This is a genomic window from Microbacterium resistens, assembly GCF_021172025.1.
In the GTDB taxonomy this organism is placed as follows: Bacteria; Actinomycetota; Actinomycetes; order Actinomycetales; family Microbacteriaceae; genus Microbacterium; species Microbacterium resistens.
In genome coordinates this window covers 317,350-336,989 of sequence record NZ_CP082781.1, presented here as the reverse complement: position 1 = coordinate 336,989, position 19,640 = coordinate 317,350, and the positions used below count along the sequence as shown (strand labels likewise).

At 71.2% G+C, this 19,640-nt stretch carries 17 protein-coding genes and 1 tRNA gene; 6 read left to right on the top strand and 12 right to left on the bottom strand.

Annotation, left to right across the window (positions count from 1 at the left end; all coding sequences use genetic code 11):
* The first annotated feature begins 247 nt into the window (after positions 1-247).
* The 3 genes from K8F61_RS01560 (at position 248) to K8F61_RS01550 (ending at position 2,408) form a co-directional block, all read left to right on the top strand.
* Positions 248-940: a phosphocholine cytidylyltransferase family protein gene (locus K8F61_RS01560; protein ID WP_067243523.1), complete on the top strand. Its 693-nt coding sequence runs from the start codon at positions 248-250 to the stop codon at positions 938-940.
* Between the two features lie 128 nt (positions 941-1,068).
* A complete protein-coding gene (locus K8F61_RS01555) occupies positions 1,069-2,004 on the top strand; it encodes a hypothetical protein (protein WP_067243524.1) in 936 nt (311 codons plus the stop codon).
* 107 nt (positions 2,005-2,111) lie between these two features.
* Positions 2,112-2,408 carry a hypothetical protein gene (locus K8F61_RS01550; protein ID WP_231820462.1) on the top strand — a complete coding sequence of 99 codons (297 nt, stop codon included), beginning with the start codon at positions 2,112-2,114 and terminating at the stop codon, positions 2,406-2,408.
* A gap of 7 nt (positions 2,409-2,415) precedes the next feature.
* Here the strand turns inward: K8F61_RS01550 and K8F61_RS01545 are convergent, their stop codons facing one another.
* Positions 2,416-2,721, bottom strand: a complete 306-nt coding sequence (locus tag K8F61_RS01545) for a helix-turn-helix domain-containing protein (RefSeq protein ID WP_067243526.1) — start codon at positions 2,719-2,721, stop codon at positions 2,416-2,418.
* 101 nt (positions 2,722-2,822) lie between these two features.
* Positions 2,823-4,109 (bottom strand): CDP-glycerol glycerophosphotransferase family protein, encoded by a 1,287-nt coding sequence (locus tag K8F61_RS01540; protein ID WP_231820461.1) that lies wholly within the window; start codon positions 4,107-4,109, stop codon positions 2,823-2,825.
* Between the two features lie 165 nt (positions 4,110-4,274).
* Here K8F61_RS01540 and K8F61_RS01535 point away from each other — a divergent pair, with 165 nt between their 5' ends.
* Positions 4,275-5,312: a glycosyltransferase family 2 protein gene (locus tag K8F61_RS01535; protein WP_231821494.1), complete on the top strand. Its 1,038-nt coding sequence runs from the start codon at positions 4,275-4,277 to the stop codon at positions 5,310-5,312.
* A gap of 16 nt (positions 5,313-5,328) precedes the next feature.
* Here the strand turns inward: K8F61_RS01535 and K8F61_RS01530 are convergent, their stop codons facing one another.
* The 3 genes from K8F61_RS01530 to K8F61_RS01520 all read right to left on the bottom strand — a co-directional run bounded on the left by K8F61_RS01530 (position 5,329) and on the right by K8F61_RS01520 (position 9,622).
* The gene (locus K8F61_RS01530; RefSeq protein ID WP_231820460.1) at positions 5,329-6,765 is read right to left on the bottom strand and encodes a CDP-glycerol glycerophosphotransferase family protein; all 1,437 of its coding nucleotides are present in this window, start codon (positions 6,763-6,765) and stop codon (positions 5,329-5,331) included.
* Entirely contained in the window at positions 6,762-8,036 is a 1,275-nt protein-coding gene (locus tag K8F61_RS01525) for a CDP-glycerol glycerophosphotransferase family protein (RefSeq protein ID WP_231820459.1), read from the bottom strand. Before K8F61_RS01525 ends, K8F61_RS01530 begins: the two co-directional genes overlap by 4 nt.
* A gap of 89 nt (positions 8,037-8,125) precedes the next feature.
* Entirely contained in the window at positions 8,126-9,622 is a 1,497-nt protein-coding gene (locus K8F61_RS01520; protein WP_231820458.1) for a S1C family serine protease, read from the bottom strand.
* 98 nt (positions 9,623-9,720) lie between these two features.
* Between K8F61_RS01520 and K8F61_RS01515 the strand changes: the two genes are divergently transcribed.
* The gene (locus tag K8F61_RS01515) at positions 9,721-10,923 is read left to right on the top strand and encodes an aminotransferase class I/II-fold pyridoxal phosphate-dependent enzyme (RefSeq protein ID WP_231820457.1); all 1,203 of its coding nucleotides are present in this window, start codon (positions 9,721-9,723) and stop codon (positions 10,921-10,923) included.
* A gap of 28 nt (positions 10,924-10,951) precedes the next feature.
* On the opposite strand, the gene K8F61_RS01510 is transcribed toward K8F61_RS01515, so the two are convergent.
* The 7 genes from K8F61_RS01510 to K8F61_RS01480 all read right to left on the bottom strand — a co-directional run bounded on the left by K8F61_RS01510 (position 10,952) and on the right by K8F61_RS01480 (position 17,501).
* Complete coding sequence (locus K8F61_RS01510) at positions 10,952-11,767, bottom strand: carbon-nitrogen hydrolase family protein (RefSeq protein WP_231820456.1); 816 nt, start codon at positions 11,765-11,767, stop codon at positions 10,952-10,954.
* Between the two features lie 24 nt (positions 11,768-11,791).
* Positions 11,792-12,199: an arsenate reductase ArsC gene (locus K8F61_RS01505; protein WP_231820455.1), complete on the bottom strand. Its 408-nt coding sequence runs from the start codon at positions 12,197-12,199 to the stop codon at positions 11,792-11,794.
* 220 nt (positions 12,200-12,419) lie between these two features.
* The gene (locus K8F61_RS01500) at positions 12,420-12,677 is read right to left on the bottom strand and encodes a hypothetical protein (protein WP_231820454.1); all 258 of its coding nucleotides are present in this window, start codon (positions 12,675-12,677) and stop codon (positions 12,420-12,422) included.
* Between the two features lie 234 nt (positions 12,678-12,911).
* Positions 12,912-12,985 (bottom strand) — tRNA-Met (locus K8F61_RS01495).
* 88 nt (positions 12,986-13,073) lie between these two features.
* On the bottom strand, positions 13,074-13,262 hold the full coding sequence (locus K8F61_RS01490) for a DUF1918 domain-containing protein (protein ID WP_067243536.1): 189 nt from the start codon (positions 13,260-13,262) through the stop codon (positions 13,074-13,076).
* A gap of 138 nt (positions 13,263-13,400) precedes the next feature.
* On the bottom strand, positions 13,401-16,301 hold the full coding sequence (locus K8F61_RS01485; protein ID WP_174522509.1) for a UPF0182 family membrane protein: 2,901 nt from the start codon (positions 16,299-16,301) through the stop codon (positions 13,401-13,403).
* Between the two features lie 99 nt (positions 16,302-16,400).
* A complete protein-coding gene (locus K8F61_RS01480) occupies positions 16,401-17,501 on the bottom strand; it encodes a YlbL family protein (RefSeq protein ID WP_231820453.1) in 1,101 nt (366 codons plus the stop codon).
* A 123-nt stretch (positions 17,502-17,624) separates the two neighbouring features.
* Between K8F61_RS01480 and K8F61_RS01475 the strand changes: the two genes are divergently transcribed.
* Entirely contained in the window at positions 17,625-19,115 is a 1,491-nt protein-coding gene (locus tag K8F61_RS01475; protein ID WP_231820452.1) for a zinc-dependent metalloprotease, read from the top strand.
* Positions 19,116-19,640 lie beyond the last annotated feature (525 nt).

Below are 19,640 nucleotides of genomic sequence, written 5' to 3'. Positions count from 1 at the left end.
ATCAATCGGCGCGGGCTCGTACGGGAGGCGATCCGCGAATTCCCTGCTGCCGCGTAACATCGTGTTCGGACAGACGCGTCGTCACGCCGCCCGTGTTCCTGGGAACGACCCGTGCAGTCGATCACGAAACGGCAACGGGCCTGCGCTTTCCCTGGGATTCCCAGGCGCGGTCACTAGCATGAACGACGGCACGAAGGAGTGTCTTGCCGGTTAACCAACCGTGAACACACGTAACAGGAGCAGTTCTGTGACTCTTCAGACCATCATTCTCGCCGCGGGCATGGGCTCGCGTCTCGGCCGTTCGCTGCCGAAGCCGTTGACGCCGCTCGCCGACGGGCGTTCGATCATGCAGCAGCAGCATGACAACATCCGGGCCGCGTTCGGTCGCGACGTGCGGCTGACGACGGTCGTCGGCTACCGCGCGGAGACGGTCATCGAGGCCTTCCCCCACGTGAACTACGTGCACAACGAGCGCTACGACGAGACCAACACCTCCAAGAGCCTGCTGCGCGGCCTCGCCGCGACGGGACGCAGCGGCGTCCTCTGGATGAACGGCGATGTGGTCTTCGACCCGCGCGTCCTCGGCCGCGCGATCGAGCTGATCGAGCGCGACCAGTCCTTCGTCACCGTCAACACCGCGAAGGTCAGCGACGAGGAGGTCAAGTACACCGTCAGCGCCGAGGGGTACATCAAGGAGCTCTCGAAGACGGTGGTCGGCGGCATCGGCGAGGCGGTGGGCATCAACTACATCTCCGCCGCGCACAAGCCCGCGTTCATGCGTCAGCTCCAGCGCGTCGACGACCAGGACTACTTCGAGCGCGGTCTCGAGCTGGCGATCGCCGAGAACGGAGTCCTCCTGGAACCCATGGACATCTCGGACCTCTACGCGGTCGAGGTCGACTTCGCCGAGGATCTCGAGCGCGCGAACCTGTTCGTGTGACGCGGCGCAGCCCGCGCACCATCGGAAGGGCCGTCCCGATCGGGACGGCCCTTCTGCGCTCCTCCGGCGCCGCCTCCGCGTTCACGGGCTTGCGGGTTCCTCCCGGATCCCGACCGTAGGATCGTCGCATGGCTGGCAAGGTGCATCGGATCCACTCGCTTCCGGAGGACGCCCCCTGGGACACCGGGCTGCCGCCGTCGGGCTCCGCGGAGCACCCGCTGGTGGTCCGCGGGATCGACCGCGTCCTCGCGGTCCAGCGGCCGCTCGTCCTTGCGCACATCCGCAGCATCCGCCTGCGCCACCCCGAGGCCACTCCCGCCCAGATCGTGCGCTCGCTGGAGCGCCGCTACCTGGCCGCGGTCACGACCGGCGGGGCGGCCGTCGGGGCGACCGCGGTCATCCCCGGCATCACGACCGGGGTCACCCTCGCCCTCTCGGGCGTCGAGACCGTGGGGTTCGTCGAGTCGACCGCCCTGTTCGCGCAATCGGTCGCCGAGGTCCACGGGATCTCCGTCACCGACCCGGACCGCGCTCGCGCCCTCGTCATGACGCTCATGCTCGGCAAGGAGGGCGTGGATCTGGTGGCCCAGCTCGCCGGGCAGGCCGCGGGCAAGGGCACGTCACGTCCGGCGTACTGGGGCGAGCTGGTGACGAAGACACTGCCGCGCGCGGCGGTGGGGCCGCTCGTCGACCGGTTGAAATCGATGTTCGTCAAGCACTTCGCGGCGGCGGGCGGCGCTTCCTTCCTCGGCAAGGCGCTCCCGTTCGGGGTCGGAGCCGCCGTCGGCGGGGCCGGCAACAACATTCTCGGCAGGCGCGTCCTGGTGGCCTCTCGGCGCGCCTTCGGCGTCGCCCCGGCGACGCTTCCGGCGGAGCTCGAGCCGGTCCCCGGGGCACAGCGCGTCGAGGCGAGGATCAAGCGCGGCGCGATGCTCGCCGGTACCGCCGTCGCCGGCGCCGCCGGCTCGGCGGCGCGTGGCGCGGGCTGGATCGGACGCAAGGCGATCGGCGTCGTCCGCCGGGAGCGCGACGGACGGACCGAGGAGCTCGGCACCGGCGACTGAGGCCCTCCTCCTGCACCGCCCTCGGTCCTCGCGGAGTTTCCACAGCCGCCGTCGGAGCCGGCTGCGGGACGGGGGGTGGCGTCCGTGCCCCTGCCTAGCATCGGGTCATGCCTCCGAGCTCGTGCGATCAGTCTCCGCCGCCGGCCTACGCCGTGCCGTGGGACGTGGACCGCCGTGACCGACTCCACCCGGTCATCACGAACCTCTCGACCGCGGCGGATTTCGTCCGCGTCTTCGCCAGTTCCCCGGCCGGCCCGCAGCAGACGCAGCTCTGGGGGCACGTCCGACCCGGGCAACAGTTGGAGATCTGTCTCTGCGAGGCCGATGTCGACGACACCGTGCTCACCCTGGCCTGGTTCCGTCCGTCGGATGGGCTCGAGTACGTCTGGCGCTTCGTGGTGTGATCCGGTCTCAGACGGCGTGCCGCGCGCGCAGCTCGCGTCGGAAGTCGGCCTCGGAGTACGGACGGATATCGTCGGGCAGGTCCTCGGCGCTCAGACCCTCCAGGAAGCGGGTCGGCGGCACCTCGAGGGCGGTGGCGAGCTGGATGAGGACGAAGAGCGTAGGGTTGCCCTCTCCGCCTTCGATGCGGGCCAGATGCGAGACGTCGAGGTCGGCTCGGGCGGCCAGCTTCACACGGCTCAGTGCCGCCTGGGCACGGAGCTCCCGGACGAGTCGCCCGACGCGTTCGGACGCACGAGAGCGCGGTTCTTTCATGCGTCAAGCATCTGTGCGCGGCCTGCTCCGATGCGAAGGTTATAGACGTGAGGTTTTATACCATCATACGGGTGCGCACCCCGCCATCGCGGACGGTGCATTCAGAGCCCCAGCTCGTCCTCCTCGTCCGCCTCCTCGCCTTCGTCGCCGGCATCGGGCCGATCCGCCTCGCGAGCGTGCCAGGCGTCCCATTCGGCGAACAGTCGCTCGATGCCCGCGTGGAACTTCGCCGTCGCGACGCCCGGGGAGGTGTCCCCGAAGTAGTGCCGCACCCACGTCTGCAGGCGTTCGATGGCCTCCTGGTCGTCCTGAACCCGCGAGACCTCGTCGACGATGGTCCGGGCGCCGTCCGTCGTGAGCCACTCGCACGCGGACAGGTAGCCCCCGGCATCGATGGCCGCGCGCTCGTCGGCCGGGCGCGTGATCAGCAGCGGGCGCCCCGCCGCCAGCCGGTCGTACACCATGGCGGAGATGTCGACGACGGCGACGTCCGCCGCGGCGAGCTGCCAACCGAGATCGGGGCCGTCGTCGTAGACGTGGTGAGCGCCGGGGTCCGCCGTGTTCGCCGCCGCGATCGCCTCGATGATCCGCCGGTTCGCCGCGCCGTACTCGGCGTCGACGACACCGCTGCGCGGATGCGGACGGTAGATCACCCGATGGCGGCCCGTCGCGAGCAGGGCGGCGACGAGCGTCTCGCCGTGCGTGCGGACGGACCCGTAGTGAGCCGCAGGGCGATCCCCCTCCCAGGTCGGCGCATAGAGGACCACGGTCCGATCGTCGGGCGTGTACGGCAACGCCCCCGAGTAGTGGTCGGCCTGAGGACGCCCGATCTCGATCGTGCGCGCGTCGACGTCGTAGTCCCACAGCACGCGGGACAGTCGGTCCCTCGCCGCTTGGCCGGCCACCATCGCGTAGTCGTAGGCCTTGTACTGGTTGGTGGTCATGTACATCTTGTCGGACTCACCGTGGTTGATGAAGACGTGCCACCGTCGGCCGTACCGGAACATCTGGAAGTTGCGCGTGTTCTGGTTCACGTACAGGACGACGCGGATGTCCTGCGTGGCCAGATAGCGTTCGAGGTCACGGACCGTGGGGACGAACGCGACCGGTGGCGCGTCCTCCGCGAGAAGCGCCTCGGCCCCGGCCGCGGATCGGGCGAGCACGACGACGGGTCGGGTCTTCGCGAGCTCCGCCAGCGGCCGGTACCACTGCCGCATCTGGTACATGTTCACGGCACCGTCGGCGAAGTACACGGCGACCTGGTAGGCGCCCTCGGGGTGCTCCGGCATCGCCGCGATGGTGCGGCGGACCCTCTGCACGGCGGATCGGGACGCGAGCGCCCGGCGGAGGAGGCGGTACGCCTTGCGGGCATCGGACACGACAGGCATTCCTCCAGGGTACCGAGCGGGGATGAGGCGCCCCTGCACGGCAGGGGTCGTACCCCACGCTCGCCGCCCGCCCGGCCCGGCCTGCGGCGCCGTTCACGTCGGCCGTGAAAGGATCGGAGCGTGACCGCGCACGACGACTCCTCCCCGACCGGGGTCTCTTTCGTCATGCCCGTGCTCAACGAGCGGGACTACCTCGAACACGCCGTCGCCTCCGTGCTCGCCCAGGACGTCGACGGGCCCATGGAGCTGGTGCTGGCTCTCGGGCCGTCCACCGACGGCACCACGCCGCTGGCTCATCGCCTCGCGGAGGAAGAGCCCCGGCTGCGCATCGTGGACAATCCCGCCGCGCACATCCCCGTCGGCCTGAACGCCGCGATCCGCGCCAGCCGCTTTCCGACGATCGTGCGGGTGGACGCGCACTCCGAGCTCGCCCCGGGGTACACCCGACGCGCCCTCGAGACCCTGAGGCGAACGGACGCCGCGAACGTCGGCGGTGTCATGCGCGCCGACGGGCGGACCCCCTTCCAGAGCGCCGTGGCGCGGGCGTACAACTCCCCCGTCGGCCTGGGCGGCGGGGCGTACCACGGCGGCACGCGCGAGGGCGAGGCCGAATCCGCCTACCTCGGGGTGATGCGCCGGGAGGTGCTCGACGAGGTCGGTCTGTTCGACGAGTCCATCCGCCGGGGAGAGGACTGGGAGCTCAACCTCCGCATCCGCCGCGCCGGACACCGTGTGTGGTTCGACCCGGAGCTGGCGGTCACGTACTGGCCGCGGGAGAGCTGGGCTCGCCTCGCCCGGCAGTTCCGCGCGACGGGGGCATGGCGAGGGGAACTCGTCCGCCGGTACGGCCGTCGCAACGGGGTCCGCTTCTTCGCTCCTCCGATCCTGGTCCTCGATCTCGCGCTGGCGGTGATCGTCGCCGTTCTGCAGCTCACCGGGGCGCTCTCCGGCATGGCGAGTCTGCTCGCATCCGTGGTGTACCTGCCCCTGGCGGTCTACGTGCTCCTGGTCGTCGGAATGGCGGTGGTCCCGGGACGCCCGACCGATCCGCCACGCAGCTTCCGGGAACGGCTGTGGACGCTCGCCGTCCTGCCCACCATGCACCTGTCCTGGGGCCTCGGCTTCCTCGGGGGCGTCCTCCGCGGTGCCCGCGGCACCGTGGACGCCTCACGCCTCGGCACCCGCAACACCCCGCTGCCCTGATCCTCCCCGCCCGGGATCAGGTCTGCACGAATCCGAGGTCGAGCAGGCGCGAGACCACTCGCGCCGCAGCCGCGCCGTCGTCACGGGCGTTGAACTGCGCGCGCCAGGTCACGTACTGCTCGGCGTGCCGGGCCACGGAGCCCAGGTCAGCGAGCGCGGCGACGAGCTCGGCCTGGGTCCGGACCAGCGGCCCGGGCGCTCGTGCGGCGAGGTCGAAGTAGAAGCCCCGGAGCTCCCCGCGGTAGTGCTCCAGGTCGGGGACGAGGAAGTACATCGGCTTGCCGGTCACGCTGAAGTCGAACATCACCGACGAGTAGTCGGTGATGAGGGCGTCCGCGGCCAGCAGCAGGTCCGAGGTGTCCGGATACCCGGTGACGTCGACGACCCGCGCCCCGTTGCGGTCCCGGCCCGGCCGGATGGTGCGGGAGTGCCCGCGGACGAGCACCACGGAGTCCGTCTGCTCGGCGAGCGCCTCCGGATCGACGAAGTCGACCATCTCCGCCCGGTCGTCCCGCCACGTCGGGGCATAGAGCAGGACGTTCTCGTCCTCGTCGATGCCGAGGGCACGGCGCACAGCGTCCCGGTCCCCGGTGACGAGCGCGTCATTGCGAGGATAGCCGTCGACCCAGATCGGGCGCCGGAGGAACGCATACGCCTTGCGGAGCACGCGAGCGGCGTAGGGGTTCTGCGCGAGCAGGACGTCCCAGCGACGCGCCTCGCGGAGCACGGCCAGCATGCGCCGCGGATGGAATCCGGGGCGGTGAAGGGCCAGGCGCTTGAGCGGCGTGCCGTGCCAGGTCTGCAGCACGCGCTGCCCGTCCTTGCGCACGAACCGGCGCCGGAGCCAGTCGTTGACCACGAGCAGACGTGAGGCGCCGCGCGCGCGCCACCACTCGGGCGATCCCTCGACGACGGGGATCGCGCCGGCGGGCACGGGCACCGACAGGTCGACGACGCTCCAGTACCGGGTGACGCCCGGGGCGCGGACCGCCAGCTCGCGATCGATCGCGCCGGGGTTGCACCCGGTGCTCTGCCCGTAGAAGCTCTCGAAGAAGACGGCGTTCTCTGTGCCGCCCGGCTGCGCCGCGTAGCGGCCTTCCAGCACCGCCTGCCCCTCGGCGGTCTCGTGCACGGGGTCCACCGGCGCACCGATGCGCACGAGAGGGCCCTTCACCGATACCCGGAGGATGGGCAGCAGGGTGACCGCGAGGTCCAGCGCGTCCAGGTCGACACCGTCCACCGTCAGCGCGTAGTCCCCCGACGGCAGCGGCAGGGCGGGCCCGCCCCAGCGGGCGATGCGGAGCGGGAACACGGCCTTCCAGGTCTTCCCTCCCCCGGTGATCCTCGCGGCCGTCCTGGCGCGCGCGCCGACGAGGTCCGCGGACGCGGGCCGGTTCCCGGTGCCGGAGACGACGAGCGTCTCCTTCTCCTCGTCGATGAGGACGCTGGTCATGCGGATCCCTTCCGTGCGGGCGCAGAAGTCCCCATCGTACGCGGGGCGAGGGCCCGGATCGCCCGGTAGACCCGTTCGGCGTTGCGGCCGTCGCGGTACGCGTGCATCTCCGCGCTGACCGCGGCCGAGCGGCGACGGCGGGCAGCGTGCTCCTCCGGGTCGGCGAGGACACGACGCAGCTGCGCCGCCGCGGTGGCCCAGTCCCGCGCGAAGTCGTCGCCAGCCAGCTCCCGGTAGGAGCCGTAGAAGCCGCGGGTCCGGGCGTAGTCCTCGGGATCGGGTGCCAGATACACCACGGGCATCCCGAGCAGTCCCACGTCGTACGCGAGCGAGGAGTAGTCCGTGATGAGAACGTCGATCGACGCCAGCACCGGCGTCACGTCCGCGAGGACGTCCGCACCGAGCGCACGGACCCGGTCCGTGGGGAACGGCGGCCGGTACACACCCGCGCCGAGCGGGTGGGAGCGGACGATCAGCACCGCGTTCTCGTCCCGCAGCACCTGCTCGATGTGCGCCCACTCCGCCTCGTCGGGGACGGCGGGGTCCGCGGCCCCGTCCCGCCACGTCGGCGCATAGAGGATCGTGCGCGCCCCGTCGGGGAGCCGCCCGATCGCCGCGTCACGGAGTGCGGCGGCCGACGCGCGGCGCTCCTCGGGGTCGCCGTGCGAGAGGACGTCCACACGGGGTTCGCCGGTCACGAGCACCTGCTCCACCCCGAGCCCGAAGGCGGACTCCAGACGCCCACGCGCGCGTTCGGAGGCGGCGGGAAGGACCCGGATCCGCCGCACCGACTCGCGGTACAGCACTCCCAGCAGCCGTGGGAGCAGCCGGGAGCGCGGGAGGAACGCGCTCTGCACGGTCGCCGGGGAGTCCAGGCCGATGCGCTTGAGCGGGATGCCGTGCCAGAGCTGCACGACGAACGCCCCCGAGGACGCGTAGCGGTTCACGTCGCCGAGGCCATGGGTGACGACGACGACGCCCGCGCGGGCCGTCGCCCACCATCCGCGGATGCCGCCCTTGCGCGCGGTGCGGATCCCGTGCGCCGCGGCCTCACGATCCTCACGGTCCGATGAGGTGAGCCACAGCGGATCCACGCCGTGCGCGCGGGCCACGCGCCACAGGGCGAGCGCGCCGTCCCCGATCCCCGCCCCGCAGCCGATCACCCATCCCCCGCTGCGCGGGATCACCAGGTTCGCCAGGCGTCCCGCGACGTACAGCGGCGCGCGCAGCAGCTTGCCGGCGTTGCCCGTGCGGAAGGAGAAGGACGCCACCCCGCGAGCCTATCGCGGGGTGGCGTCCTCGATTCTGACCATCGGTCAGTCCGGAGCGGTCCCCAGGGGGAGCACAGGACCGCAACCGGTCACAGCGACAGCGTCCCCAATGTCGCCGTGGTCTTCTGCTCGCGTCCGTCGCGAACGTAGGTGATCTCGACCTTGCTGCCCGCCGCGGCCGCGCGGACCTGCGCCGTGAGGTCCGAGGCGTCGGTGATCGGCGCACCGTCGAGCGACGTCACGATGTCCCCGGAGCGCAGTCCCGCGGCCTCGGCGGCACCGCCCGGCGTGAGGTCCTGGATCGCAGCGCCGACGACCTGGGCGTCCTGCAGGCCGCTGGCGGAGCGGACGGTCGCGCCGAGCAGCCCGTGGGTCGCCGCACCGGTCTCGATGATCTCCTGGGAGACGCGCTGGGCGATGTCCGAGGGGATCGCGAAGCCGACGCCGATGTTCCCCGACTGGCCAGACCCGGAGTTCCCGGCGCTCGCGATGGCCACGTTGATGCCGATCAGCTTGCCGTCGCCGTCGACCAGCGCCCCGCCGGAGTTGCCCGGGTTGATCGCCGCGTCCGTCTGGATCACGGCGACGGAGATGGTGTCGCCGGTCGACGGCGTGCTCTGCTCGCCGCGCCCCGGGAAGTCGAACTGGAACGGCTGCTGGTTCGGATCCTGCTGGTCGGGCTGCTGCTCATCCTGGTTCCCGTCCGACGGCAGCGCCGCGGACTGGATCTGGATGCTGCGGTTCAGGGCGCTGACGATGCCGGTCGTCACGGAGTTCGACAGCCCCAGCGGAGCGCCCACGGCGACCGTGAGGGACCCGACGTTGAGGTCGGACGAGTCCGCGAACTCGATCGGCGTGAGATCGGCCGTGTCCACGACCTTGATCACGGCGAGGTCGTAGACGGGGTCGACACCGACGATCTCCGCGTCGAGCAGTCGCCCGTCCGAGGTCGTCACGCGGATCGAGGGGTCGGCGGCCTCGCCGTCGAGCGTCACCACGTGCGCATTGGTGAGGATGTGGCCCTTCTTGTCGAGCACCACGCCGGATCCGCTGCCGCTCGCCGAGGAGCCGGCGACCTCGATCGTCACCACGGAGGGGACGACCTTGGACGCGATCGCGGTCGCCTCGGACACGGACTCGGGGTTGTTCACCGTGACCGTGGAAGGGCCGGCAGCCGGGGAGGACGACGACGGCGGGTTGAGCTGGTTCCCCAGGACGCTCCCGCCGAAGCCCGCCGCACCGCCGACGAGCGCGGCGGCCAGGAAGATCGCGGCGACCTTCGTGGCGCCGATCCCGGCCTTGCGCTCCTTGGGCTTGTCGGCCGCCCCGGTCGCTGCCGGACCGAACGCGGCGCCGGTGGCGTGGGGCGCGGAGACACCGTACGGCGTCGGCTGCGGGTACGTGCCGCTCGGCGGGATCGGCTCCGTGACAGCGGTCGCGGTGGCGTCGGCGGCGGGCGCGGCGCCCGCCGTGAACGCGTTCGACGCGGTCCCCGGGGCCGGCGCCGCCGACGTGCCCTGCGAGGAGAACGCCGCCGGGACGTCGTGACCGGCACCGGATTCGGGGCGGGGGGTCTGTTCGTTCATTTCTGCTCCTTCGGACATCGCCCTTACAGAGTCGCGTGCGCATCTGTGCGTTTCTTATGCCGCGCTTGGGATTCCGCTATGCCGTTACCCTGGCCTGCATGGGAATCGTGTCCGGCGCCTGGCGGCGCACTGCCCGCGGCGCCGGCCTCCTCACCGCGCAGGGCGGCGTGGCGCCCACCATCTTCGCAGAGATGTCGGCCCTCGCGGCCCGGACGGGCGCGATCAACCTCGGACAGGGATTCCCCGACGAGGACGGGCCCGCGGAGGTCCTCGACGCCGCCCGCGCCGCGATCGACACGGGCGCGAACCAGTACCCGCCAGGACGCGGACGCCCCGAGCTCCTCCAGGCGATCGCGGAGCATCAGCGGAGGTTCTACGGCCTCGACGTGGACCCCGAACGCGAGGTGATCGTCACGGCGGGAGCCACGGAGGCGATCGCCGCGTCGCTCCTCGCCCTCGTCGGGTCGCCGGACGACGAGGTCGTCGTCCTCGAGCCGTTCTACGACTCCTACGCCGCCGTCGTGGCGCTCGCCGGGGCACGCCTTCGCACCGTTCCGCTGCGCCGGCCCGACTTCCAGCCGGATCCCGCCGATCTCGCCCGGGCGATCACCGACCGTACGCGGATCATCCTCGTGAACGACCCGCACAATCCCACCGGAGCGGTCCTCTCCGCCGAGGTGCGCGCGGAGATCGTCCGGCTGGCCGAACGCCATGACGCCGTCATCGTCACCGACGAGGTGTACGAGCACCTCGCGTTCGACGGCGCGCACGTCCCGCTCGCCACGCTGCCGGGCGCCCGGGAGCGCACGCTCACCATCTCCTCCGCGGGGAAGACGTTCTCCGTCACCGGCTGGAAGGTCGGCTGGGTCCACGGGCCGGCGGACCTGATCACCGCCGTGCTGACCGTCAAGCAGTTCCTCACCTACGTCAACGCCGGCCCGTTCCAGCCCGCCGTCGCGATCGGACTGGGCCTTCCCGACGCGTTCTTCCAGGACGCCCGCACCGCCCTGCAGGAGAAGCACGCGCTCCTCGCTCGTGGGCTGGAGGCCGCCGGCTTCGAGGTGACCGCCGCGCAGGGCGGATACTTCACGGTCGCCGACGCCACCGCGCTCGGCGGGAGCGACGCCGACGCCTTCTGCCGGAGCCTCCCGGAGCGGTGCGGTGTGGTGGCGATCCCGCTGTCGGCCTTCGTGCTCCCCGAGCAGCGTCGTGACTACGCCGGGCTCGTCCGCTTCGCCGCGTGCAAGCGGACCGCGGTGATCGCCGAAGCGTCGGAGAGGCTTGCCGCGCTCCGCGCCTGACGGCGCGACTCCGGTCTGCGGGTGCGCCTCAGTCCGCCCGTCGCGGAACGATGGCGTAGCGTCGCAGCCGCAGCACGGGGTTGACCTCCCGGACGCGGGCGAGGAGCGCCGGATCGAGCTCGGCGACCGCGATCCCCTCCCCGGTGCCGACGGCGGCGACCGTGACGCCCTGCGGGTCGATGACGGCGGAGTGGCCCACCCCGATCGGCGTCGGGTGGTCCGCGGCGAGCACGTAGACGGTGTTCTCGATGGCTCGTGCGGTCAGGAGCGTCTGCCAGTGGTGCTCCTTGAGCGGCCCGCGCACCCACTCCGCAGGCACCACGATCGCATCCGCCCCCGCGTCCACCAGCGTGCGGGCGACCTCGGGGAATCGCAGGTCGTAGCAGGTCATCAGACCGATGCGGATTCCGTCGACGTCGACCGTCTCGGGGGTCCGGAGATCGCCTTCCGCGATCCAGTCCGACTCGCGTTGTCCGAACGCGTCGTAGAGGTGCTGCTTGCGGTAGCGGGCGCGGATCCCGTCCATGTCGACCGCGACGAGAGTGTTGTGCACGTGTGCGCCGTCGCCCGCCTGCTCCACGAGTCCGGCGACGAGGACGACCCCGTGCGCGGCGGCGAGCGCGCGGAGCCGGCGGGTGAACGGCCCGTCGAGGGCCTCGGCGTTGTCCGTGAGCGTCTCGTCCATCGGATCGACGAAGAAGCTCGTGTACTCCGGGAAGACCACCACGCGCGCGCCGCGTTCCGCAGCCGCGGCGGTCAGCTCCGCGACCCGGTCGAGGTTGGCCGCCCTGTCCGCGGTCGGAGCGAACTGGCACACGGCGACGAGGAGCGCGGAGGCGGTCATGCGCCCATCCTCCCCCATCCCTGATCAGACGCCGAGCCCGGCCAATAGATCCTCCACGCGCGCACGGATCTCGTCCCGGATCGGGCGGACCGCTTCGATCCCCTGACCCGCGGGATCCTCGAGCTGCCAGTCCTCGTAGCGCTTGCCGGGGAAGAACGGGCACGCGTCGCCGCACCCCATCGTGATCACGACGTCGGAGTCCTGCACGGCCTCCGTCGTGAGGACCTTCGGCTGCTCGCCGGCGATGTCGATCCCGGCCTCGGCCATCGCGGCGACGGCGACGGGGTTGATGTGCTCCGCCGGGAGGGATCCCGCCGAGCGGACCTCCACGCGGTCGCCCGCGAGGGCCCGCACGAAGCCGGCGGCCATCTGCGAGCGTCCGGCGTTGTGCACGCAGACGAAGAGGACGGAGGGGATGCGCGAATCGGTCATCGTCTGCTCCTGAGGGGGATCGTGCGTCCATTCCATCACGCCGCCGGGTCGCGGGCCGCGCCGTGCGGTACTTCCAAGCCACGCCCTCGGCCTCGAGACGATGATCCGCCGACGGCCCCGATCGGTCGATCGCCATGACCTCTGTCCCTCCTCTCGAGGAAAGTCCGGCTCTCCGGGCCGGACTCCCGTCGAGATTCGCGGGGAGCGGGGTCACAACCGTCTAGTGTCCCGAGATCCATATAAGTGCCGCCGAGATGGTGGTGATGATCGCCGCTGCAATCAGGGCTATCACTGGGACCCGTCTCCGTGCCGACGGCGTGCTCCGCCAGATCAGGCGGGCAGCTATTGCAAGGACAAGGACAGTCGCTCCTCCGACAAGCGAAGTGAGTATCGCCGTGTTCTTGAGGTCACCGCCTTGGCCCATCGTCGGGATCGCCGCGATGATGAGGACAACTGGGCTGATGACGACGATCAGCACCGTGACGAACCATGCCGGTCCCGTTGAGCGCGAAGCCGACCGATTCGACGCCGCATCGTCCCCCATCCTGATCACCCCCTAGCTTCGGAGGCGAGATAGTTGAAGTCGATGATGAATGACCTGACACAAGTGATCGCGGGCACGATGTGCCCACCATACCGCTCGTGCGCTGGACACCCAACCATGGCGAAGGCCCCCTGATCGGATTTCTCCTGATCAGGGGGCCTTCTCTTGTTGCGGGGACAGGATTTGAACCTGCGACCTCCGGGTTATGAGCCCGGCGAGCTACCGAACTGCTCCACCCCGCGGCACAAGAATTGAGCTTAGCACGGGTTCGGAGCGCGGTCGAATCGGGGCCGGATCCCGGGCGCGTCCCCCACGCTCCGAGCGCCGGGCTCAGCCCTCCGAGGGCCGTTCGAGCTCGCAGTCCGGCCCGGGGAACACGAGCGACTCGTGCCCGTCGTCGAAGCGGATGCGGTACGGAGGCCCGCCGTCCTCACTGGTCTCGAGGACCTCGCCGTGGCGCTCCGCGCGACCGACCTGCGCGCCGTGGATCACGACGCGATCGCCTGCGGTGACATGCATGGGAAACCGCCTCTCCCCCGGCCTCCGCCGGGACGACTGGAGTCCTCTCCAGTGTGCGCCGTCGCCGCACGATCCGCCAGGCCGGGAGGGGACACGCCGGAGGCGCCTCCCCGGTGCGGGGAGGCGCCTCTCGTGGTCTCACTGCGCGGGCGTCTCGGCGGCGTCGCCCTCGAGCTCGATGAGGCGGTTCACGGCCTCGGTGAGCTGCTTGTCCGCCTCCGCGAACTTCGTCAGGTCACCCGACTTGAGCGCCTCGTCGCGGGCGAGCATCGCCGCCTTCGCGTCCTCCAGCGCCGCCTGACGCGCGGCGGCGCCGGTCTGCGGCGGCTCCGTGGTCGAGCCGCCCGGCGTGGTGGGAGGCACCTCCTCGTCGCCGCCGACGGCGCCGGCATCCCCGCCGAACAGCTCGTCCAGCGCCCCCGTGAGCGTGTCGGCGAACGCGATCCGGTCGCCGAAGGCCACGAGGATCTTCTGCAGCCGGGGAAGCTGCGTGCCCTTGGACGCCTGGACGTAGACCGGCTGGACGTACAGCAGTCCGCCGCCGACGGGAAGGGTCAGCAGGTTGCCGTGCAGCACCTCCGACTGGCCCTGCTTCAGCAGGTTGAGCTGCTGGGCCACGTCCGTGTCGGTGTCGAAGGTGTTCTGCACCTGTCCCGGGCCGGGGACGGTCGTGTCGGCGTCGATCTCCAGCATCCGGAGCTGTCCGTAGCCCTTCGCTTTCACCCCCGCCTCGGATCCGGCGTCGGAGTCCACGGCGAGGTAGCCGAGCAGCACGTCGCGACTGCTCGTCCCCTCGGCGGACGGGATGAACGTCGTGAACATCGAGAACCGCGGCGAGTCCTGACCCGGCATCTTCATCGACAGGTAGTACGGCGACTGGAGCCGGTCCTGGTTCTGCGGATCGTTGGGCGTCTTCCAGGCGTTGTCGCGCTGGGCGAACGAGGACGCGTCGTCCACGTGGTAGACCCCGAGCATCGCCCGCTGGACCTTGAACAGGTCCGTCGGGTAGCGCACGTGCGACATCAGCTCGCCGGACATGTCGCTGATCGGCTTGAGTGTGGACGGGTAGACCTTCTGCCAGGTCTTCAGGACCGGGTCCTCCTCGTCCCACGCGTACAGGGTGACGCTGCCGTCGTACGCGTCGACGGTCGCCTTCACCGAGTTGCGGATGTAGTTGACCTCGTCGGCCACGAAGCCCGGCATGGCCATGCTGGCGTCGCCGATCGCCTCCTGCAGGCTCACCCCGGTGGAGTAGGGGTAGCTGGCGCTGGTGGTGTAACCGTCGACGATCCAGACGATCCGGCCGTCCACGACGCTCGGGTACGGGTCGTTGTCGAGCGTCAGGTACGGCGCCACCTTCTGCACGCGCGTCTTGGGATCCCGGTCGTAGAGGATCTGCGACTCCTCGTTCACGAGGTCGGAGAAGAGGATCTGCTCGGACTGGAACTTCAGCGCGTACAGCAGCTTGTTGAAGAAATTGCCGATCCGCGGCCCGCCGTCGCCGGTGAAGGTCGTCTTCGTGTCCGTGGCGCCGTCCTGCCCGCGCGGGTAGTCGATCTCGACCGGCGCGGTGCCCTCGGGAGCGCCGACGATCGAGTACGGCGGCGACTGCTCGCCGAAGTACACGCGCGGCTCGAACTTCTCCGTGTCCGTGAGGAACCCGGCCGACGGGATGCCGCGCTCGAGGAACACCGGCTCACCGTCGCTGGTGCGCTGATTGCCCGCGGCGGCCACGAGACCGTAGCCGTGCGTGTACACCGCGGCGCGGTTGTTCCAGTTGCCCGCGTCGCTGAGCTGGTTCATGTCGAGCTCACGGACCGCGACGACGGTGTCCTGCTTCTCGCCGTCGATCTCGTAGCGGTCGACGTCCAGGTTCTCGGGGAACTGGTAGTACGCGCGGTACTGCTCGAGCTGGCGCACCGTCGGGCTGATGATCGCCGGGTCCAGGATGCGGATCGAGGCGGTCGTGTCGGCGTCGGCGCGCAGCTGTCCGGGCTCGGCGTCGGTGGCCGCCTTGAACGGCGTGGTCTCGAGCCCGTCGATGCCGTACGCGGCCTTGGTCGCGTCGAGGTTGCGCTGGTAGTACTCCGCCTGCAGCGAGTTCTGGTTCGGCTTCACCTGGAAGGTGTTGACGACCCAGGGGTAGCCGATACCGACCACGAGCGAGGCCACCACCAGCAGCGCGGTCGCCGCCAGCGGGAAGCGCCAGCGCCCGATCACGGCGGTGATGAAGAAGAGGATCGCCACGAGCGCGGCCAGGATCGCGAGGATCGACAGACCGGGGATCGTCGCGTTGGCGCCGGTGTAGGCGGCACCGGTGATGCGGTCCTCGGGGGTCACGAGCGTCACGTACCGGTCGAGCCAGAGGCTCGCCGCCTGCAGCAGGAGGTAGACCCCCGCGAGCACCGCGAGCTGGATCCGCGCCGGCTTGGAGATGCGGAGCTCGCCCTGGCCCACGCGGACCGATCCGTACAGGTACGACACGAGCGCCGTCACCAGGAGGCACAGGATCATCACCGCGGAGGCGAAGCCGAGCACCGCCCGGTAGAAGGGCAGCGCGAACATGTAGAAGCCGGTGTCCATCTGGAACTGCGGGTCGAGGACGCCCGTCGAGGCCCCGTTCGCCCACATCCAGACCGTCTCCCACTGGCCGGCCGCGGCGAAGCCCGCGAACAGGCCGAAGAAGACCGGCATGCCCCACATCGCCAGGCGACGCAGCGGCTCGATGACCTCCTGGTACCGGTCCAGCTGCGAGCTCAGGCGCACGTAGACCGGTCGCAGCCGGTAGGCCAGCTGGATCACGAGGAACAGCGGCAGGGCCATGCCGAGGAACCCGACGACGAACATCACCGCGGTGGCCAGCCAGCGCGTGGTCAGCACCTGCGCGAAGTCGAGCTGGTCGTACCAGAGGAAGTCGGTGTAGAGCGACGCGAAGGCGAAGAAGGCCGCGATGAGCGCCGCGATGATCACCACCGAGATCATCAGTATTCGTCGGGAGGTGCGGGGCGTGGCCGGGTTCGGCGCGGAGGTCGTGGTCACGTCCTCCATCCTAGGTCGGCGAGTTCATGCGCCACCTGGGACGGCGGATCCGCGCTTCGCCCGTCGCGAACGCCCGCCGGCGCTCGGGACCGTCACAGGTCAGCCGTTCGCCCCCGTGCACGTCGGCAAGGCCGCGACGTCGCCACCGTCCGCGATCACCTCGAGGGCGTCCAGGGACTCGCCCAGCGAATCGGTGCGGATCACCGTGAGCCCGTCGGGGACGTGCCCGACCACCTCGTTGCAGTTCGCGCCGGGGGCGAGGAAGTAGTCCGCCCCCGCCGACCGGGCGCCGTACATCTTCTGGCGGATCCCGCCGATCGGCCCCACGGTGCCGTCCGCGGCGATCGTCCCCGTGCCGGCGACCTGCTCTCCGCCGTTGAGCTCGCCCGGCGTCAGGACGTCGATGATCCCGAGCGCGAACATCATCCCCGCACTCGGGCCGCCGACGTTGTCGAGCTGCAGCTTGACGTCGATCGGGAAGGTGTAGTCGTGCGTCAGGGTGACGCCGATCAGCCACACGGCCGAGCCGTCCTGGGCCTTCTCCTCACGGGGCGTCACCGTGAGGTCCTCCTCCGCGCCGTCCCTGGCGACCCGGAGCGTCACGGGCGCGCCGCCGCTCTCCTGGATCCGGGCACGGAGGTCGTCGACGTCGGTGACGGCGGCGCCGTTCAGCGCCAGGATGCGATCGCCCTCGCGCAGCACGCCGGACGCCGCGCCGTCCTCGACCACCCCGGCCACCTCGATCGTGACGGGCACGTCGTAGTCGAGCTCCCGCAGCGCCGCGGCCGTGGCCTCCTGCTGGGAGTCGACCATGAGGACCTGGTTCTGCTCGTCGCGCTGCTTCGTGGTGACGCCCTCGGGGAAGACCGCGTCGATCGGCACGACGGCCCGGGAGGGGTCGAGCCACGCCATGGCGACCTCGACCCACGAGGGCGTGTGCTCCCGGTTGCCGACGACCTGGACGGTGACGAGATCGAGCGCGCCGCCGGTCTCGTGCGTCTGCGCGCCGGAGATCGAGATGAGCGGGACCTCCTCGCCGTCCTCGACCTCGACGTCGCCGAGGGTGTTGTAGACGGGGCCCGGCTGCTGCACGACGTACGGCAGCGGGAGGAACGTGACCACGAGCAGCGCGGCGAGGCTGACGATCAGCGCGACCACGCCGATCGCGGGCGTGGCACGGCGTGCGCGCGTCGTCGTCACAGGTCCTCCTGACAGGGTCGTTCGCGACCGGCGTACAGCGAAGCGTCCCCGTTCCGGGCCGCGGTCGGCATCGTATGACTAGCGTAGGACGCACGGCTATAGACGTGCTGAGAGGGCCTGGCGATGGCAGAGAACGACCCGAATCCCGAGGACTTCCGAGAGTTCCTGCGCCGGATGCTGGGAGCATCCGGCGAGGACATCGATCTGAGCGCGCTCGACGGCATCGAGGGCATGGAGGGGATCCGCCTCGATCCGGCGATGATGAACGCCTTCCTCCAGCAGTTCCAGGCCGCGCAGGGCTCGGACCCGTGGGAGACGACGCTGCGCCAGGCGCTGCACATCGCGAACCGTGACGGTCTGGGCGTCACCGACGGCGGCCGGTCGTCGCTCGCCGACGCCTTCTCCCTGGCGAACCTCTGGGTCGGCGAGGCCACGACCATCTCCGAGCTGAGCACGTCGCCGCGAGCGCTCACCCGCGGCGAGTGGGTGGAGCAGACGCTGCCCGTGTGGAAGGAGGTCGCGGCGCCCGTCTCCACGAGCATCGCGGACGCCCTCACCACCGCGTTGGAGGGCCAGACGCCCGAGGAGATGCGCGGCATCGTCGCCGGTGCCGGCAAGCTGATGCGCGGACTCGGATCCTCCGTGTTCGCGATGCAGTTCGGGCAGGTGCTGGGCAACCTCTCGCTCGAGGTCGTCTCCGGCGGCGACGTCGGCATCCCGGTGCTCCCGGCGGGCACCGCCGCCGTGATCCCGCAGAACCTCGCCGCGTTCGGCGAGGGACTAGAGATCTCCGAGGACCAGATCGCGCTCTATCTCGCGGCCCGCGAGCTCGCGTACGCGCGTCTGTACCGCCACGCGCGCTGGCTGCACCTGCACGTGATGTCCCAGATCACCGAGTTCGCCCGCGGGGTGACGGTCGACATCGAGGCGCTGGAGGACGTCGCGGGCCGCCTGGACCCGTCCGATCCGGAAGAGCTCCGTGCGGCGATCGAGGGCGGAGCGCTGCTGCCGACGCAGTCCGAGGCGCAGCGCGAGGCGCTCGAACGTCTGGAGAACCTCATCGCGCTCATCGACGGCTGGGTCGACGTCGTCACCACGGCGGCGACCTCGCGCCTGCCCGACAGCGCCCGGATCGCCGAGGCGGCGCGGCGCCGCCGCGCCGCCGGCGGTCCCGCCGAGGACGCGCTGGGGGCTCTCGTCGGCTTGAAGCTGCGGCCGCGTCGCCTGCGCGAGGCGGCAGCGATGTGGCGCGCGGTGACGGACGCGGTCGGCATCGCCGAGCGGGACGCGCTGTGGGACTATCCGGACCTGATGCCCGACGCCTCCGACATCGACGATCCGTCCGCCCTCGTCGCCCGCCTCCAGGCCCGCGCCCGCGGTGAGGAGCCGCAGCCGGACGAGATGGACGAGGCCTTGGCCCGGCTCCTGGACGGGGACGACTTCTCCGGCGCGGACTCCGACGCGGCGACGTCCGAGGAGGCCGGATCCTCCCCCGCCCGGCCCGAGACCGGCCCGGGCGATCCCGACGTCGACCAGGGCGAGGACGGGCCCGTCGACGACGGGCGGGACGGCACGGACCCGCACGACGGCAGCGGCGGCGAGAAGCCCGTCTGACTCCTCCTCCCCCGCACGCGCAGACCCCCGGTTCTCCACGGATCGTCTGCCTCGGCCCTGCGGCGAAGCCCCGAGCATCAGACTCGGAGCATGCCGCAGATCAGACTCGACCCCGCGCACCCGTTGCTGTGGCGAGACGCCGACTCGGCGCAGTTCGGCGTCGACGGCATCGTCCGGCTGGACGCGGTCGAGCCCTGGGCCGAGCGGCTCCTCCACGAGCTCGCCCGCGGAGTTCCCGACATCTCGTTCGACGTCGTGGCCCACGGCTGCGGGGCGCCCCGCGAGGCCGCGCGGCGGCTTCGCACGCAGCTGGCGCCCGTTCTGATCGCACCGAGGCCCTGCGTGACGGTGCGCCTCGATGCCGCTCCCCTCCTCGACCCGTGGGCCCAGCTGCGGATGATCGAGGCGCTCGCCGACCAGGCCGTGACGATCGACGACGACGCCGACGCGGTCCCGATCCTCCTGCTGCGCCGTGGCGCGACCCCCGCAGCGGGCGCGGTCGCGCATCTGCGTGACGACCGGGTC

Bases quoted from the DNA above. Each gene is read 5' to 3' on its own strand.
- K8F61_RS01505 (WP_231820455.1), bottom strand. From the start codon at position 12,199: ATGACCGATTCGCGCATCCCCTCCGTCCTCTTCGTCTGCGTGCACAAC.
- K8F61_RS01555 (WP_067243524.1), top strand. From the start codon at position 1,069: ATGGCTGGCAAGGTGCATCGGATCCACTCGCTTCCGGAGGACGCCCCC.
- K8F61_RS01475 (WP_231820452.1), top strand. From the start codon at position 17,625: ATGGCAGAGAACGACCCGAATCCCGAGGACTTCCGAGAGTTCCTGCGC.
- K8F61_RS01515 (WP_231820457.1), top strand. From the start codon at position 9,721: ATGGGAATCGTGTCCGGCGCCTGGCGGCGCACTGCCCGCGGCGCCGGC.
- K8F61_RS01550 (WP_231820462.1), top strand. From the start codon at position 2,112: ATGCCTCCGAGCTCGTGCGATCAGTCTCCGCCGCCGGCCTACGCCGTG.
- K8F61_RS01490 (WP_067243536.1), bottom strand. From the start codon at position 13,262: ATGCATGTCACCGCAGGCGATCGCGTCGTGATCCACGGCGCGCAGGTC.
- K8F61_RS01540 (WP_231820461.1), bottom strand. From the start codon at position 4,109: ATGCCTGTCGTGTCCGATGCCCGCAAGGCGTACCGCCTCCTCCGCCGG.
- K8F61_RS01535 (WP_231821494.1), top strand. From the start codon at position 4,275: ATGCCCGTGCTCAACGAGCGGGACTACCTCGAACACGCCGTCGCCTCC.
- K8F61_RS01520 (WP_231820458.1), bottom strand. From the start codon at position 9,622: ATGAACGAACAGACCCCCCGCCCCGAATCCGGTGCCGGTCACGACGTC.
- K8F61_RS01510 (WP_231820456.1), bottom strand. From the start codon at position 11,767: ATGACCGCCTCCGCGCTCCTCGTCGCCGTGTGCCAGTTCGCTCCGACC.
- K8F61_RS01530 (WP_231820460.1), bottom strand. From the start codon at position 6,765: ATGACCAGCGTCCTCATCGACGAGGAGAAGGAGACGCTCGTCGTCTCC.
- K8F61_RS01545 (WP_067243526.1), bottom strand. From the start codon at position 2,721: ATGAAAGAACCGCGCTCTCGTGCGTCCGAACGCGTCGGGCGACTCGTC.